We start from the raw sequence: 15,478 nt of genomic DNA, 5'->3' as shown, positions 1-15,478 counted from the left end.
GGCGCGGCGCGGGAGAGCTCGAGGATAGCCCAATCGCCGGGCATGAAAAAGGGTGCCCATGGGCACCCTTCTCATTTGTCGCAGAGTGAACCACCGTGGCGAGGGAGCTTGCTCCCGCTGGGTTGCGCGTAGGAGCTGCCGAAGGCTGCGATCTTTTGATCTCTCGCTTGGGACTCAAGCGTCTAGGGAAAGATCGCAGCCTCGTTGCACTCGACAACTCCTACAGGGCGCAACCCAGCGGGAGCAAGCTCCCTCGCCACAGAAGTTCCCAGGCAATCGTCATCGAATCAACGCTTATCGCGGCGCTTCTTGTCGGCTTTCTTGTGGTGCGACATCAAACGGCGCTTCTTGTTGACCTGACGGTCGGTGAGCGTGTTCTTGTTGCCTTCGTACGGGTTCTCGCCGCCCTTGAACTCGATGCGGATCGGCGTACCGACCAGCTTGAGGACGCGGCGATAAGTGTTTTCCAGATAACGGACGTACGACTTGGGTACTTTCTCGATCTGGTTACCGTGAATCACGATGATCGGCGGGTTGGCGCCACCCAGGTGAGCGTAACGCAGCTTGATCCGGCGGTTGTTGACCATCGGTGGCGCGTGCTCGCCGACGGCGTCTTCCAGGATCTGGGTCAGGCGGTTGGTCGGCCAGCGGGTGACCGCCGACTTGAACGAGTTCTGCACCGACGCGTAAAGGTTACCCACGCCCGTACCGTGCAAGGCCGAGATAAAGTGGATGTCGGCAAAGTCAACGAAGAACAGCCGACGCTGCAGTTCGACCTTGACGAAATCCCGTTCGCTAGGCGTCATGCCGTCCCACTTGTTGATCGCGATGACCAACGCACGGCCGGCTTCCAGGGCGAAGCCCAGCAGGTTCAGGTCGTGATCGACCACGCCTTCGCGGGCGTCCATCACGAAGATCACCACGTTGGCGTCTTTGATCGCCTGCAGGGTTTTGACCACGGAGAATTTTTCGACTTCTTCGTGGATCTTGCCGCGCTTGCGCACACCGGCTGTGTCGATCAGCGTGTACTTCTCTTCGTTACGCTCGAACGGGATGTAGATACTGTCGCGGGTGGTGCCGGGCTGGTCGTACACGATGACCCGGTCTTCGCCGAGCATGCGGTTGACCAGCGTCGACTTGCCGACGTTCGGACGGCCGATGATGGCGATCTTGATCCCGTCTTTTTCGCTAGGGCCAGGAATGCGCTTGGCTTCCTCGCCTTCGGCAACGATTTCTTCTTCGCCGTCTTCCGGTTCGTCTTCGTCGTCTTTCGGGAAATCAGCCAGGGCGATTTCCAGCATCTGGGTGATGCCCCGACCATGCGCACCGGCAATCGGAATCGCCTGGCCCATGCCCAGCGGAGCGAATTCGGCGCGAGCCATGTCCGGATCGATGTTGTCGACCTTGTTGGCCACCACGTAGGAACGCTTGTTACGTTTGCGCAAATGCTCGGCGATCATCTGGTCGGCGGCGGTAAAACCGGCCTTGGCGTCTACCAGGAACAGCACCACATCCGCTTCTTCAATGGCGAGCAGTGACTGCTCGGCCATTTTTTCGTCCATGCCGTGTTCATCACCGGAGATACCACCGGTGTCGACCAGAATATAGGTACGCCCTTGCCACTTGGCCTCACCGTATTGGCGATCACGGGTCAGACCGGACAAGTCGCCGACAATGGCGTCGCGAGTCCTGGTCAGGCGATTGAACAAGGTGGACTTGCCGACGTTCGGTCGGCCCACCAGGGCGATTACGGGAACCATGCGGCTCTCCACTTCGTTATTTCAGAAAATACAAAAGCCGCTGCGAGGCAGCGGCTGGTGCTCGGAGGCAGTCCTGTGGGAGCGGGCTTGCTCGCGAAGACGGTGTGTCAGTTAACAAATTTTCTTCTGATACACCGTCTTCGCGAGCAAGCCCGCTCCCACAAAGGACGGGCCGCTTGAGATCTAGCCCCAAGCATAGTCTTACTTGATGGTCAGGGCTTCCAGTTTGCCGCTGTTGCCATACACATAAATCATATTGCCCACCACCAGCGGACGGGCGCGCAGGCCGTCGCTGTCGATGCGCTCACGGCCGACAAAGCGACCGTCCACCTGGCTGAGCAGGTGCAGGTAACCTTCCAGGTCACCGACTGCAACGTAGCTGGAGAACACTTCCGGGGCCGACAGTTGACGACGGGCCAGGGAATCGTTGCTCCACAATGCGGTGGTGGAACGCTCGTCGACGCCTTCAACCGTGCCCGAGGACAGGCTCACGTAGACGCTGCCCAAACCCTCGGCAACACCGGCGTAGCTGGACGCATCGCGCTGCCACAGCGGGCGACCGCTTTCCAGGTCCAGCGCCGCAACGCGCCCCTGATAGCTGGCGACATACAGCGTACCGCCAGACAACAGCAGGCCGCCGTCGATGTCGACCACACGCTCCAGTTCCGAACGGCCCTGCGGGATGGCCACGCGCTGTTCCCAGACCGGCACGCCGTTGGAAATATCCAAGGCAACCACTTTACCGGTCGACAACCCAGCCACCGCGAGGCGGTTGGTCACGATCGGCGCACTGGTGCCGCGCAGGGTCAGTACCGCCGGAGTGCTGTCGTACAACCAGCGCTGCTCGCCAGTAGCTGCATCCAGACCGATCAGGCTGTCATCCTGGGTCTGTACCACTACCACGTCACCGTTGGTGGCCGGCGGTGCGAGGACTTCACTGGTCACGCGGGCGCGCCATTTCTCTTCACCGCTGCTGGCGTCCAGGGCCACGATTTCGCCCTTGAGCGTGCCGATCATGACCAGCCCGTAACCCACGCCAACGGCGCCGGAAACGGGCAGTTCGAGATCCTGCTCCCACTTGACGTCGCCGTTGATGCGGTCCATCGCCATCACCACGCCAGTGACGTCGGAGGCATAAATAGTGTCGCCATCGATGGCCGGCACCAGCATGTTGTAGGTTTCACCCTGGCCGTCACCAATGGAGCGGCTCCATTGCTTCTGCAGCACGACTTCTTCTTTGAAGTCGGTCAGTTCGGCCGGTGGCAGTTCTTTCTTGCTGTTGCTGCTGCAACCCGCGGCCAGAATGGCCAGAGCCAGCAATGCTGCATGTTTCCAACGGATCACGTCACGCATCCCCTTTGGCCAGGTCGTCCAGCTTGATTTGCAGGCCACCGACCGCGGCTTCATCCGACAGCGCAGCCTTGGCTTTTTGGTAGGCCGCATGGGCCTCATCAGCACGACCAAGCTGTACCAGCAGGTCGCCCTTGAGTTCTTCGCGGGTCGCCAGGAACGCCTTGTCGGCATCACCGTCGAGCAGCTTCAACGCCTCTTCGGCCTTGTTCTGCGCCGCCAGCACCTGCGCCAGACGCTGACGCGCCACTTCGCCCAGGGTCGGGTTGACCGGCTTGTCGACAATGGCCTTCAGCTCGGTGGCGGCGTCGTCCAGCTTGCCGGTGTCGACCGCGACCTTGGCCACGAACAGACGGCCATATTGCGCATAGGCCGTGCCGCCGAATTCGTTGTCGAGCTTGCCGGCCAATTCCGCCACACGGGCAGCGTCAGGCTTGCCGTCCGGGGTCAGGGTGGTTTCCAGCAACTGCTGATAGAGCATCGAAGCGCCTTGCGCCTGGTTGCTCTGGTATTTCTGCCAGGCCTGCCAGCCGAACACGATGACCAGCGCCAACAGGCCGCCAGTGACCAGCGGCTTACCGTTGCGCGTCCACCAGTCCTTCAAATCCGCCAGCTGTTCATCTTCGGTACTCGACACCCCAATACTCCTTAATCGCTAAATCGGCTGTTTGACAGCTTCAACCCTGCACGACGCAGGTGGCCAGGTGTGCGGCAAGCGCATCCCAGGCAATGCTTTGTTGTTCGCCCTGGCCACGCAGGGGTTTGAAACCTACCACTTGCTGGGCCAATTCGTCGTCACCGAGAATCAGTGCATACAACGCACCGCTCTTGTCGGCCTTCTTGAACTGGCTCTTGAAGCTGCCGCCGCCGGCGTTGATCTGCAGGCGCAGGTTGGGCAACTGGTCGCGGACTCGCTCGCTCAGCGCCAGGGCCGCCAGTTCGGCTGCTTCGCCGAAGGCGCACAGGTAAACGTCGACCTGACGGGCGATTTCTTGCGGAATCTTGTCCAGCGTCTCAAGCATCAACACCAGACGTTCGATGCCCATGGCAAAACCCACACCCGAGGTTGGCTTGCCGCCCATCTGTTCCACCAGCCCGTCGTAACGGCCGCCGGCACACACCGTGCCCTGGGCCCCCAGCTTGTCGGTGACCCATTCGAAGACGGTCTTGCTGTAGTAGTCCAGCCCGCGGACCAGCTTGGGGTTGATGACGTAGGGAATGCCGACGGCGTCCAGGCGCGCCTTCAGGCCTTCGAAGTGCAGACGGGACTCTTCGTCGAGGTAGTCAGCCATTTTCGGCGCATCGACCAGGATCGCCTGCGTGTCGGCGTTCTTGGTATCCAACACCCGCAGCGGATTGGTCTTGAGGCGGCGCTGACTGTCTTCGTCCAGCTTGTCCAGGTGAGCGGACAGGAACTCCACCAGCGCTTCGCGGTAGCGCCCACGGGACTCGCTGGTGCCCAGGCTGTTGAGTTCGAGCTTGACCGCATCACGAATGCCCAGCTCGCCCCACAGGCGCCAGGTCAATACGATCAGCTCGGCGTCGATGTCCGGACCGTCGAGGTTGAATACTTCCAGGCCGATCTGGTGGAACTGGCGATAACGACCTTTCTGCGGACGCTCGTGGCGAAACATCGGGCCGATGTACCAGAGTTTCTGCACCTGGCCACCGCCGGTAATGCCGTGCTCCAGCACCGCGCGCACGCACGCCGCCGTGCCTTCGGGACGCAGGGTCAGCGAATCGCCGTTGCGGTCCTCGAAGGTGTACATCTCTTTTTCGACAATGTCGGTCACTTCGCCGATGGAACGCTTGAACAGCTCGGTGAACTCGACGATCGGCATGCGGATCTGCCGGTAACCGTAGTTATCCAGCAAACGCGCCACGGTGCCCTCGAAATAGCGCCACAGGGGCGTCTGCTCGGGCAGGATGTCGTTCATGCCACGAATGGCTTGCAGGGACTTGCTCACAGGTAATCCTTAAATTCGTTCGACTCAACCACGCGCGATTACAGCAGCGTCGGCTTCGACCTTTTCGGCCGCTTTCTGGCGGATCAGCCGTTCCAGTTCATCCACCAGATTGTCATTCGTCAGTTTCTGCGACGGCTTGCCGTCGATGTAAATCAGGTTCGGTGTACCGCCGGTGAGGCCGATATGGGCTTCCTTGGCCTCACCTGGCCCGTTGACCACGCAACCAATCACCGCGACATCCAGCGGCACCAGCAAGTCTTCCAGGCGCCCTTCCAGCTCGTTCATGGTCTTGACCACATCGAAGTTCTGCCGCGAGCAGCTTGGGCAGGCGATGAAGTTGATGCCGCGGGAACGCAGGTGCAGGGACTTGAGAATGTCGTAGCCGACTTTCACTTCCTCCACCGGATCGGCCGCCAACGAGATGCGGATGGTATCGCCAATTCCTTCGGCGAGCAGCATACCGAGGCCGACGGCGGATTTCACCGTGCCCGAACGCAACCCACCGGCTTCGGTGATGCCCAGGTGCAATGGCTGGACGATTTCCTTGGCCAGCAGGCGGTAGGCTTCGACGGCCATGAACACGTCGGAAGCCTTCACGCTGACCTTGAAGTCCTGGAAGTTCAGGCGCTCCAGGTGCTCGACATGGCGCAGGGCCGACTCCACCAGCGCAGCCGGGGTGGGTTCGCCGTATTTCTTTTGCAGGTCTTTTTCCAGGGAACCGGCGTTGACGCCGATGCGGATCGGAATACCACGGTCGCGGGCGGCATCCACCACCGCACGCACGCGGTCTTCGCGACCAATGTTGCCCGGATTGATGCGCAGGCAGTCCACACCCAGCTCGGCCACGCGCAGGGCGATGCGGTAGTCGAAGTGAATGTCGGCCACCAGCGGCACTTTGACCAACTGCTTGATTTTGCCGAACGCCTCGGCGGCGTCCATGTCCGGCACGGAAACCCGCACGATATCGACACCGGCGGCTTCCAGTCGGTTGATCTGCGCAACGGTGGCGGCCACGTCGTTGGTGTCGCTGTTGGTCATGCTTTGCACAGCGATGGGCGCATCGCCGCCAACAGGAACGTTGCCGACCCAGATCTTTCGCGATTCGCGACGTTTGATTGGAGATTCGCCGTGCATGACTTATTGACCCAACTTCAGGCGAGCGGTCTCGCCACTGGTGAACGGAGCCACGTCGACCGGTTGGCCGTTGTAGCTGACCTGCGCGCCACGGGCATAACCCAGGCGCACGGCAAACGGCGGCGTGCCGTTGACGGAAGCACTGTCGCCCTTGCGCTTGAGGCCACTGAACAGCACCTTGCCGGTGCCATCGGTGATCTGCGTCCAGCAGTCGGCGGTAAATTGAATCTGTACCTGGCCTTCACCGGCAGCGGGTGCGACCGGAGCGGTGGAGGCTGTCGGAGCCGCTGGCGCTGCGGCGGGTGCAGCAGGAGCCGGCGCAACCGGAGCCGGCGTATTCGGCACGCTCGGCGCTGGGGCAACCGGCTCGCTGTTGGTTGGGGCGGGGGCAGCGGGCGCGTCTGCCGGAGCGGCCGGCACACTCGGTTCGGCACCGACGGCCGGATCAGCGCCGTCCTGCCCCTGAGGCAACACCAGGGTGGTTTCCCCTGCGCTCTGGCCTTCCACCACAGCCTGATCTTCCGGCTCGTCCAGCGGATGTATGCGGGTGGTGCCGTCGGCGCCTTCGACTTCGACATGCTCAGGGTTCATGGCGATGGGATCCTTGGCGCGCAAGGCGGCCTGATCCTGCCACCAAAGGAAGCCGCCACCAATCACCGCGATCAACAGCAACAAGCTGACGATTCGCAAAATGGTGTGGGAAACGCGAACCGGCTCTTCGATGCGACCCAGGCTGTGCACGCTGCTGCCCTGAGCGTCGGAACCGGTGTATTGATCGAATTGCTGGACCAGTTCGGTCTGGTCCATCCCGAGCAATTTGGCGTAGGCACGGATGTAGCCCCGGGCAAAAGTATGCCCGGGCAGCTTATCGAACGCGCCCGCTTCCAGGTTGCCCAGGGAAGCCACAGTGAGATTGAGCTTGAGGGCCACCTCTGCCAGCGACCAACCATGGCTTTCGCGAGCTTGGCGCAGGGTCTCACCGGGATTTACGCGAGTCGCTGCTACAACTTCAGGATGCGCCGCTTTCATCATTGCTCCGACAGGTATTGCTGATATTCCGGCGTACCGGGATAGAGTCTTTTTAGTTGCAGGCCAAAACTGGCGGCCTTGTCACGATCTTCAAACACGTGGGCCAGCCGAACACCGAGCAATAGACTACGTGCATTTTGCTCGCTCAGCAGGCTAAAACGTTCGTAATAATCGCGCGCGGGCACATAATGCCTGTCTTCGTAAGACAACTCAGCCATTTCCAGCAATGCCCGCGGCTGCTGGCGGTTGAGCCGCAGGGCTTTTTCAAGCTGCTGGCGAGCCAGATCACGCTGGCCAAGTTTCGAGGCCGTCATGCCCAGGTTCTCGAAAACCCGTGAGCGCTCGGGATAAAGGGTGTCGGCGGCCGCCTGCTCGAAGCGTTCGTAGGCTTCTTTATAGCGCTCCTGCTCGAAGAGGAAACTGCCGTAATTATTCAGGATCCGTGCATCCTGCGGCTGGGCAGACAGCGCCTTGCGAAAATGCGCGTCAGCCAGCTCAGGTTCCATCTCAGCCTGGAATACCAACGCCAGGGCCGCGTTGGCATCGGCATCTGAATCGTCCAGCTCCAGGGCTTTCTTGAGCGGCACCTTGGCTCGCTCGGTCATGCCCTGTTGCAGATAGCCTATGCCCAATTGCACATAGGCTTCACGCGCCTCGTCGCGCCCCTTGCTGGTTTTCATGGGGTTGTAGTCACCCGACAGAACACAACCGGTACAAAGACCGGCCAACAGCAACAGCAGCGCGAAGCGCAGGGACATAGAGTTCCTCTCTTAGTGACTGTTCGCAGCGTTTTGCGCGACATCGTCGACGGCGTTCAACTCACGCACGGCAATGTAGCGCTCACTGCGACGGGTGCGATCCAGCACCTGTCCTACCAATTGGCCACACGCGGCATCGATGTCTTCGCCGCGGGTGGTGCGCACGGTGACGTTGAAGCCAGCGTGGTGAAGCTGATCCTGGAAGCGACGAATCGCGTTGTTGCTCGGACGTTCATAGCCGGAATGCGGGAACGGGTTGAACGGAATCAGGTTGATCTTGCAAGGGATGTTCTTGAGCAACTCGATCATCTCGACCGCATGTTCAACCTTGTCGTTCACGTCCTTGAGCAGCGTGTACTCGATGGTCAGCACGCGTTTTTCGCCCAGGGACGACATGTAGCGCTGACACGATTCCAGCAGCATCTTAAGCGGGTATTTCTTGTTGATCGGCACCAATTGGTTACGCAATGCGTCATTGGGTGCGTGCAGCGACAACGCCAGGGAGACGTCGATGTGCTTGGCCAGCTCATCGATCATCGGCACCACGCCGGAGGTAGACAGGGTCACCCGGCGCTTGGAGATGCCATAACCCAGGTCATCCATCATCAGGTGCATGGCAGCGATGACGTTGTCGAAGTTCAGCAGCGGCTCACCCATGCCCATCATCACCACGTTGGTGATGGCACGGTCGACGGTCGCCGGGACGCTGCCAAAGGATTTGTTGGCAATCCACACTTGGCCGATCACTTCGGCGGCGGTGAGGTTGCTATTGAAGCCTTGCTTGCCGGTGGAGCAGAAACTGCAATCCAGGGCACAGCCTGCCTGGGACGAAACGCACAAGGTGCCGCGCTTGCCCTGGGGAATGTAAACGGTCTCGACGCAGCTGCCGGACGCCACGCGCACCACCCATTTACGGGTGCCATCGCTGGAGATGTCCTCGCTGACCACTTCCGGACCGCGAATTTCAGCAACGGCCTTGAGCTTTTCGCGCAGGGCCTTGCTGACATTCGTCATGGCGTCGAAGTCGTCGACGCCAAAGTGGTGAATCCATTTCATCACCTGGCCGGCACGGAAACGCTTCTCCCCGATCGAGTCGAAGAATTTCTCCATTTCCGGCTGGGTCAGGCCCAACAGGTTGGTTTTGCCGTTCGATGTAGTCATGGATTCACCTTCACTCAAAAGCCTGGGCTTAGCGAGTGGTTACTTCAGTAGCGGAGAAAAAGTAAGCGATTTCGCGAGCAGCAGCGGCTTCGGAGTCCGAACCGTGAACGGCGTTGGCGTCGATCGACTCAGCGAAGTCAGCACGAATGGTGCCGGCAGCGGCTTCTTTAGGGTTGGTGGCGCCCATCAGCTCACGGTTGCGAGCAATAGCGTTTTCGCCTTCCAGCACCTGAACGACAACCGGACCGGAAGTCATGAAGGCAACCAGCTCACCGAAGAAGCCGCGCTCGCTGTGCTCAGCGTAGAAGCCTTCGGCTTCGGCCTTGGACAGTTGCTTCATTTTCGAAGCTACAACGCGCAGGCCAGCGTCTTCGAAGCGGGTAACGATCTTGCCGATCACGTTTTTAGCAACGGCGTCAGGCTTGATGATGGAGAAAGTACGTTGAACAGCCATGGTGTAACTCCAGAAACGGTAATTTGCGAAAAATTAAACCCGCGAATTATACGCGGGTTCTTGGGTATTGCCTAACTGCGTCTGCCTACGTGCAGGAGCTGCCGAGCGAAGCGAGGCTGCGATCTTTTGATCTTGACCGTTCGCTTATAATCGCGAAAAGATCGCAGCCTTGCTTCGCTCGTCAGCGCCTACTCTGTCTCTTCGATCCAGGCCGACTGAATCGCTTCCAGCACCTTCTCACCGCCACGGGTCGGATCATCGCTGAACTCCGGCAACGCCAGCACCCACTTGTGCAGATCGACGAAGTTCACGTAGCGGGGGTCCACATCCGGCTTGGATTCAGCCAGCTGGATTGCGATTTCCAGTACATCAACCCATTTCAGACTCATTGCAGCTTCCTGAATCAGTGCGGCGCTTCGGCCGCATGGTTAAGCGAATATTTCGGGATTTCGACGGTCAGGTCTTCGGTGCCGACAATAGCTTGGCAGCCTAGACGCGATTGGGCTTCCAGGCCCCAGGCCTTATCAAGGAAATCTTCCTCCAACTCATCCGCTTCTTCCAGCGAATCGAAGCCCTCACGAATAATGCAATGGCAAGTCGTGCAGGCGCAGACGCCGCCACAGGCACTTTCCATCTCGATATGGTGCTCATGGGCCAGCTCGAGAATGGAAATTCCGGGCTCAGCCTCCACGACCATGCCCTCGGGACAGAACTTCTCGTGGGGCAGAAAAATCACCTGCGGCATCAGTTATTCCTCAATTTCATTCAGGTTGCGCCCCGCCAGGGCGGCTTTGACCGTCGAGTCCAGGCGGCGGGCAGCAAAGGCATCGGTGACTTGCGACAGACGCTTGGTCTGCTGCTCGATGGCATAACCATCGGTGCCTTTGATCAATTCAGACAATTCCTGCATTTGCAGCTCGATCACCATGCGTTCCTCGGCGTCCAGCAGACGGTCGCCATCGGCCTCAAGAGCGGCCTGCACGGCTTCGACCAGACGCTGGCCGTCGACCTGCTGCTCGCGCAATACGCGGGCGACCTTGTCGTCGCTGGCATGCTGGAACGAATCCTTGAGCATTTTGGCGATTTCGCCGTCGGTCAGGCCGTAGGACGGCTTGACCTGGATACTCGCCTCGACGCCCGAACCCAGCTCGCGGGCGGAAACATTGAGCAAACCGTCGGCGTCGACCTGGAAGGTCACGCGGATCTTCGCCGCACCGGCCACCATCGCCGGGATGCCGCGCAATTCGAAGCGCGCCAGGGAACGGCAGTCGCTGATGAGTTCACGCTCGCCTTGCAGCACATGAATCATCATGGCCGACTGGCCGTCTTTATACGTGGTGAAGTCCTGGGCACGGGCAACGGGGATGGTGGTGTTGCGCGGAATCACCTTCTCCATCAGGCCGCCCATGGTTTCCAGGCCCAGGGACAATGGAATCACGTCGAGCAACAGCAGCTCGCCGCCGTCGCGCTTGTTGCCGGCCAGGGTATCGGCCTGGATCGCGGCGCCGATGGCAACCACCTGGTCCGGGTCGATTTCAGTCAGCGGCTGGCGGCCAAAGGCCTCGGCAACGGCTTCGCGAACCCGAGGCACACGGGTCGAACCGCCGACCATGACCACGGCCTTGACGTCTTCGAGCTCCACACCGGAATCACGCACGGCACGGCGGCAGGCCTTGAGGCTGCGGGCGACCATGGGTTCGATCAGCACATCAAAGGCTTCACGACTCAGCACAGCCTTCCAGTCGCCGTGAGCCACTTCGACCGTTGCAGCGTCGGTCAGGGCTTCCTTGGCGGCACAGGCCGTTTGCAGCAGGTGACGTTGCGCGCCCGGATCAAGGTCGGCGGACAGGCCCGCTTGCTCAATGATCCAGCCGGCGATGGCGTGATCGAAGTCATCGCCGCCCAGGGCGCTGTCGCCGCCGGTGGCCAGGACTTCGAAGACGCCGCCGGTCAGGCGCAGAATGGAAATATCAAAGGTGCCGCCGCCCAAGTCGTAGATCGCGACGAGGCCTTCGGCGTGCTGGTCCAGACCATAGGCCACCGCAGCGGCAGTCGGCTCGTTGAGCAGGCGCAGCACGTTCAGACCGGCCAACTTGGCCGCGTCCTTGGTGGCCTGGCGCTGGGCATCGTCGAAATAGGCCGGGACAGTGATGACCGCACCGACCAATTCACCGCCCAACGCCGCTTCAGCGCGCTGGCGCAACACCTTGAGAATGTCGGCGGAAACTTCCACCGGGCTTTTCGGGCCCTGTACGGTTTCAATGAACGGCATGTGGGATTCGCCGTCGACGAAACGGTACGGCAGCTGATCACCCAATTGCTTGACGTCGGACAGACCACGGCCCATCAGGCGCTTGACCGAGACAATGGTGTTGAAGGGATCGGTCGCGGCGGCCAGCTTGGCTGATTCGCCCACTTCCACGCGATCGGCGTGATAGCGCACGGCAGACGGCAGAATCACTTGCCCCTGCTCATCGGCCAGCGGTTCGGAAAGGCCGCTGCGCAACGCAGCGACCAGGGAATTGGTAGTACCCAAGTCAATTCCCACAGCCAGGCGACGCTGGTGCGGTTGTGGACTTTGGCCGGGTTCGGCGATCTGCAGTAGGGCCATCGTAATCAGGACTTATCTGTAATCAGGCGTGCGACCGGAGCGGCACTGGGTTAATCGTCGAGGCGCTCTTCTAGCTGGCGCACTTCGTAGGTGAGCTTGTCGAGGAATTGCATGCGCCGCATCAGGCGTTCGGCCTGTTCGCGCTGCGCAGCATCGTCCCAACAGGCTGCGAAGCTTTCATTCAAGGTGTGCTGGGCGTCCTTCAGGCGGCGCTTGAACACCGCGACACCGGCCAGATCGGCGCTGTCCTGCAGATCTTCGAGTTCTTCGCGCCACTGCATCTGCTGCAATAGAAACTCGGGATCATGCACGGTGACTTCCAGAGGCAACTCATGACCGCTGATGGCCAGCAGATAACGCGCGCGCTTGGCCGGGTTCTTGAGCGTCTGGTAAGCGTCGTTGAGGTTCGCCGACTGTTCCAGCGCGCGCCGCTGCTCTGCCTCCGAGGCATCAGCGAAACGGTCGGGATGGACACCGCGGGCCAGCTCCAGATAACGAGCGGACAACTGCTCGAGATCCAGGGAAAAGCCCGGCTGCAACTGGAACAAAGCAAAATGACAAGGAGTACCCACAAGCCGCCTCAGATGTTGAAGCTTTCGCCGCAGCCACATTCACCGCGCACGTTGGGGTTGTTGAACTTGAAGCCTTCGTTCAACCCTTCCTTGACGAAATCCAGTTCAGTGCCGTCCAGGTACGTCAGGCTTTTCGGATCGATGATCACTTTCTGACCATGACTCTCGAACACCTGATCGTCTTCGCCCACTTCGTCGACGAATTCGAGCACATAGGCAAGACCAGAGCAGCCCGTGGTGCGAACACCCAGGCGGATACCCTCGCCCTTGCCGCGCCCTGCAAGAGAGCGCTGGATATGGTTAGCTGCCGCTTCTGTCATCTGGATAGCCATGAAAACTCCTTACCTGTGCGCGGATCAGATCAAGCCTTTCTTCTGCTTGTAATCGCGAACGGCGGCCTTGATGGCGTCTTCGGCGAGTACCGAGCAGTGGATCTTCACTGGCGGCAGGGCCAGTTCTTCGGCCAGCTGAGTGTTCTTGATGGTTTCAGCCTCATCAAGGGTCTTGCCCTTCATCCACTCGGTGGCCAGGGAGCTGGACGCAATGGCCGAACCGCAGCCATAGGTCTTGAACTTGGCATCTTCGATGATGCCTTGCTCGTTGACCTTGATCTGCAGGCGCATCACGTCGCCGCACGCCGGGGCGCCGACCATGCCGGTGCCAACATCAGGGTCCTGCGCGTCCATCTTGCCGACGTTGCGCGGGTTCTCGTAGTGGTCGATGACCTTTTCGCTATATGCCATTTGCTTCAATCCTCATCAGTGAGTCGCTCTGGAGGCGACTTCTCAGTGCGCCGCCCACTCGATTTTCGAGATGTCGACACCGTCTTTGTACATATCCCACAGCGGCGACAGAGCGCGCAGCTTGGTAACGGCCTCGCAGACTTTCTGCGCGGCGTAATCGATTTCTTCTTCGGTGGTGAAGCGGCCGAAGGTGAAGCGGATCGAGCTGTGAGCCAGTTCGTCGTTGCGGCCCAGGGCGCGCAGTACGTACGAAGGCTCGAGGGACGCCGAGGTGCATGCCGAACCGGACGACACGGCCAGATCCTTGAGCGCCATGATCAGCGACTCGCCTTCAACGTAGTTGAAGCTCAGGTTCAGGTTGTGCGGTACGCGGGCGATCATGCTGCCGTTGACGTAGAGCTCTTCGAGGTGCTCGACCTGCTTGAAGAAACGGTCGCTCAGTGCCTTGATACGCACGTTCTCGGCAGCCATGTCTTCCTTGGCCACACGGAAGGCTTCGCCCATGCCGACAATCTGGTGGGTCGCCAGGGTGCCGGAACGCATGCCACGCTCGTGACCGCCGCCGTGCATGGTCGCTTCGAGGCGAACACGTGGCTTGCGGCTCACGTACAGCGCGCCAATGCCTTTAGGGCCGTAGGTCTTGTGGGCCGAGAACGACATCAGGTCGACTTTGAGCTTGGACAGGTCGATGTCGACCTTGCCGGTGGACTGGGCCGCGTCGACGTGGAACAGGACGCCCTTGGAGCGGGTCAGCTCGCCGATGGCTTCGATGTCGTTGACGGTGCCGATTTCGTTGTTCACGTGCATGATCGAAACCAGGATGGTGTCGTCGCGCAGTGCGGCTTCAACCATGGCCGGGGTGATGATGCCGTCTTCACCTGGCTCGATGTAGGTGACTTCGAAGCCTTCACGCTCCAGCTGGCGCATGGTGTCCAGGACAGCCTTGTGCTCGATCTTGGAGGTGATCAGGTGCTTGCCCTTGGTGTGATAGAAGTGCGCGACACCCTTGATTGCCAGGTTGTCGGACTCAGTAGCACCAGAGGTCCAGACGATTTCACGTGGGTCGGCGTTGACCAGGTCAGCGACCTGGCGGCGGGCGTTTTCGACCGACTCTTCAGCTTTCCAGCCGAACACGTGGGAGCGGGACGCCGGGTTACCGAAGTTTCCGTCGACCAGCAGGCATTCACTCATCTTTTGCGCGACACGCGGATCAACCGGGGTGGTCGCAGAGTAATCAAGGTAAATCGGCAATTTCATGGACTTTCTCCTAAATCAGGCTGGCTGGCGTTCCGCGTGCTCTGCGGCGGTCATTCGACGGCGGACGCTTCAATCTTGTCCAGGTGCGGCGCCTTGCTGTTGCAACGGCGCTGGTCCTGACGCTGGGCTACTTCTTGCACCTCACGGCGAGTTACAAGGTCAGCCAAGCTGATACCGCTTAGAAATTCGTGAATCTGCAGGCTCAGGTCACACCACAAGTGATGGGTCAGGCAAGTATCGCCGCCATGGCAGTCGCCAAGGCCCTGGCATTTGGTCGCATCGACCGATTCGTTCACCGCGTCGATCACCTGGGCGACCTGGATGCCCTGCATGTCGCGTGACAGCTGATAGCCACCACCGGGGCCACGCACACTGGAAACCAGGTTGCTGCGGCGCAGCTTGGCGAACAGCTGCTCAAGGTAAGACAGGGAAATGCCCTGGCGCTCGGAGATATCGGCCAGGGACACCGGCCCGTGCTGCGCATGCAATGCCAGATCCAGCATCGCGGTCACGGCGTATCGGCCTTTTGTAGTCAGTCGCATGGACAATTACCACGGAGTTCGGAATGGGGCGAGTATGCAATTCCCGAGTATTTAAGTCAACTATAAGACCTAGTGCTTTACTCAGGTTTACCCGCAAAAGAGCGCGCGCATCATAGCAAAGGCTGGCCAGTGGCGACCAG

General features: G+C 60.4%; 17 protein-coding genes. All 17 read right to left on the bottom strand.

Going from position 1 to position 15,478, the window contains the following annotated elements; translation table 11 throughout:
• Window positions 1-287: 287 nt before the first annotated feature.
• Window positions 288-1,760, bottom strand: coding sequence for a ribosome biogenesis GTPase Der (gene der, locus BM132_RS06195; RefSeq protein WP_076386232.1), 1,473 nt, complete (start codon window positions 1,758-1,760; stop codon window positions 288-290).
• 201 nt (window positions 1,761-1,961) lie between these two features.
• On the bottom strand, window positions 1,962-3,113 hold the full coding sequence (bamB, locus tag BM132_RS06190; protein WP_092454042.1) for an outer membrane protein assembly factor BamB: 1,152 nt from the start codon (window positions 3,111-3,113) through the stop codon (window positions 1,962-1,964).
• Entirely contained in the window at window positions 3,106-3,747 is a 642-nt protein-coding gene (locus BM132_RS06185; RefSeq protein ID WP_076386234.1) for a YfgM family protein, read from the bottom strand. Before BM132_RS06185 ends, bamB begins: the two co-directional genes overlap by 8 nt.
• Window positions 3,748-3,787: 40 nt before the next feature.
• A complete protein-coding gene (gene hisS / locus BM132_RS06180) occupies window positions 3,788-5,077 on the bottom strand; it encodes a histidine--tRNA ligase (RefSeq protein ID WP_092402611.1) in 1,290 nt (429 codons plus the stop codon).
• 24 nt (window positions 5,078-5,101) lie between these two features.
• Window positions 5,102-6,211, bottom strand: a complete 1,110-nt coding sequence (gene ispG, locus BM132_RS06175) for a flavodoxin-dependent (E)-4-hydroxy-3-methylbut-2-enyl-diphosphate synthase (protein WP_003185136.1) — start codon at window positions 6,209-6,211, stop codon at window positions 5,102-5,104.
• Between the two features lie 3 nt (window positions 6,212-6,214).
• Entirely contained in the window at window positions 6,215-7,240 is a 1,026-nt protein-coding gene (locus BM132_RS06170) for a RodZ domain-containing protein (RefSeq protein ID WP_092454040.1), read from the bottom strand.
• The gene (pilW, locus tag BM132_RS06165; RefSeq protein WP_092402606.1) at window positions 7,240-7,998 is read right to left on the bottom strand and encodes a type IV pilus biogenesis/stability protein PilW; all 759 of its coding nucleotides are present in this window, start codon (window positions 7,996-7,998) and stop codon (window positions 7,240-7,242) included. Before pilW ends, BM132_RS06170 begins: the two co-directional genes overlap by 1 nt.
• 12 nt (window positions 7,999-8,010) lie before the next feature.
• A complete protein-coding gene (gene rlmN / locus BM132_RS06160) occupies window positions 8,011-9,159 on the bottom strand; it encodes a dual-specificity RNA methyltransferase RlmN (RefSeq protein ID WP_092454038.1) in 1,149 nt (382 codons plus the stop codon).
• 28 nt (window positions 9,160-9,187) lie between these two features.
• A complete protein-coding gene (ndk, locus tag BM132_RS06155; RefSeq protein WP_042727994.1) occupies window positions 9,188-9,613 on the bottom strand; it encodes a nucleoside-diphosphate kinase in 426 nt (141 codons plus the stop codon).
• A gap of 188 nt (window positions 9,614-9,801) precedes the next feature.
• Window positions 9,802-10,002, bottom strand: coding sequence for a Fe-S cluster assembly protein IscX (gene iscX / locus BM132_RS06150; RefSeq protein ID WP_092454036.1), 201 nt, complete (start codon window positions 10,000-10,002; stop codon window positions 9,802-9,804).
• A gap of 14 nt (window positions 10,003-10,016) precedes the next feature.
• Window positions 10,017-10,358: an ISC system 2Fe-2S type ferredoxin gene (gene fdx / locus BM132_RS06145; protein WP_092402602.1), complete on the bottom strand. Its 342-nt coding sequence runs from the start codon at window positions 10,356-10,358 to the stop codon at window positions 10,017-10,019.
• Between the two features lie 3 nt (window positions 10,359-10,361).
• The gene (gene hscA / locus BM132_RS06140) at window positions 10,362-12,224 is read right to left on the bottom strand and encodes a Fe-S protein assembly chaperone HscA (protein ID WP_092454033.1); all 1,863 of its coding nucleotides are present in this window, start codon (window positions 12,222-12,224) and stop codon (window positions 10,362-10,364) included.
• A 50-nt stretch (window positions 12,225-12,274) separates the two neighbouring features.
• Window positions 12,275-12,796, bottom strand: a complete 522-nt coding sequence (gene hscB / locus BM132_RS06135; RefSeq protein WP_047227472.1) for a co-chaperone HscB — start codon at window positions 12,794-12,796, stop codon at window positions 12,275-12,277.
• An 8-nt stretch (window positions 12,797-12,804) separates the two neighbouring features.
• Entirely contained in the window at window positions 12,805-13,128 is a 324-nt protein-coding gene (iscA, locus tag BM132_RS06130) for an iron-sulfur cluster assembly protein IscA (protein WP_003185155.1), read from the bottom strand.
• Between the two features lie 24 nt (window positions 13,129-13,152).
• On the bottom strand, window positions 13,153-13,539 hold the full coding sequence (gene iscU, locus BM132_RS06125; RefSeq protein WP_003185157.1) for a Fe-S cluster assembly scaffold IscU: 387 nt from the start codon (window positions 13,537-13,539) through the stop codon (window positions 13,153-13,155).
• 42 nt (window positions 13,540-13,581) lie between these two features.
• On the bottom strand, window positions 13,582-14,796 hold the full coding sequence (locus BM132_RS06120) for an IscS subfamily cysteine desulfurase (RefSeq protein ID WP_047227470.1): 1,215 nt from the start codon (window positions 14,794-14,796) through the stop codon (window positions 13,582-13,584).
• Window positions 14,797-14,846: 50 nt separating this feature from the next.
• Window positions 14,847-15,338 (bottom strand): Fe-S cluster assembly transcriptional regulator IscR, encoded by a 492-nt coding sequence (iscR, locus tag BM132_RS06115; RefSeq protein WP_003185160.1) that lies wholly within the window; start codon window positions 15,336-15,338, stop codon window positions 14,847-14,849.
• Window positions 15,339-15,478 lie beyond the last annotated feature (140 nt).

This window comes from Pseudomonas sp. NFACC45 (assembly GCF_900113505.1).
In the GTDB taxonomy this organism is placed as follows: domain Bacteria; phylum Pseudomonadota; class Gammaproteobacteria; order Pseudomonadales; family Pseudomonadaceae; genus Aquipseudomonas; species Aquipseudomonas tehranensis.
The sequence above is the reverse complement of the archived record's forward strand: the minus strand, read 5'-3'. Positions and strand labels throughout refer to the sequence as shown.

Coding starts and splice junctions, on each gene's coding strand:
- der (WP_076386232.1), bottom strand. CDS start 1,760: ATGGTTCCCGTAATCGCCCTGGTGGGCCGACCGAACGTCGGCAAGTCC.
- bamB (WP_092454042.1), bottom strand. CDS start 3,113: ATGCGTGACGTGATCCGTTGGAAACATGCAGCATTGCTGGCTCTGGCC.
- ispG (WP_003185136.1), bottom strand. CDS start 6,211: ATGCACGGCGAATCTCCAATCAAACGTCGCGAATCGCGAAAGATCTGG.
- BM132_RS06170 (WP_092454040.1), bottom strand. CDS start 7,240: ATGAAAGCGGCGCATCCTGAAGTTGTAGCAGCGACTCGCGTAAATCCC.
- pilW (WP_092402606.1), bottom strand. CDS start 7,998: ATGTCCCTGCGCTTCGCGCTGCTGTTGCTGTTGGCCGGTCTTTGTACC.
- rlmN (WP_092454038.1), bottom strand. CDS start 9,159: ATGACTACATCGAACGGCAAAACCAACCTGTTGGGCCTGACCCAGCCG.
- ndk (WP_042727994.1), bottom strand. CDS start 9,613: ATGGCTGTTCAACGTACTTTCTCCATCATCAAGCCTGACGCCGTTGCT.
- iscX (WP_092454036.1), bottom strand. CDS start 10,002: ATGAGTCTGAAATGGGTTGATGTACTGGAAATCGCAATCCAGCTGGCT.
- fdx (WP_092402602.1), bottom strand. CDS start 10,358: ATGCCGCAGGTGATTTTTCTGCCCCACGAGAAGTTCTGTCCCGAGGGC.
- hscA (WP_092454033.1), bottom strand. CDS start 12,224: ATGGCCCTACTGCAGATCGCCGAACCCGGCCAAAGTCCACAACCGCAC.
- iscA (WP_003185155.1), bottom strand. CDS start 13,128: ATGGCTATCCAGATGACAGAAGCGGCAGCTAACCATATCCAGCGCTCT.
- iscU (WP_003185157.1), bottom strand. CDS start 13,539: ATGGCATATAGCGAAAAGGTCATCGACCACTACGAGAACCCGCGCAAC.
- BM132_RS06120 (WP_047227470.1), bottom strand. CDS start 14,796: ATGAAATTGCCGATTTACCTTGATTACTCTGCGACCACCCCGGTTGAT.
- iscR (WP_003185160.1), bottom strand. CDS start 15,338: ATGCGACTGACTACAAAAGGCCGATACGCCGTGACCGCGATGCTGGAT.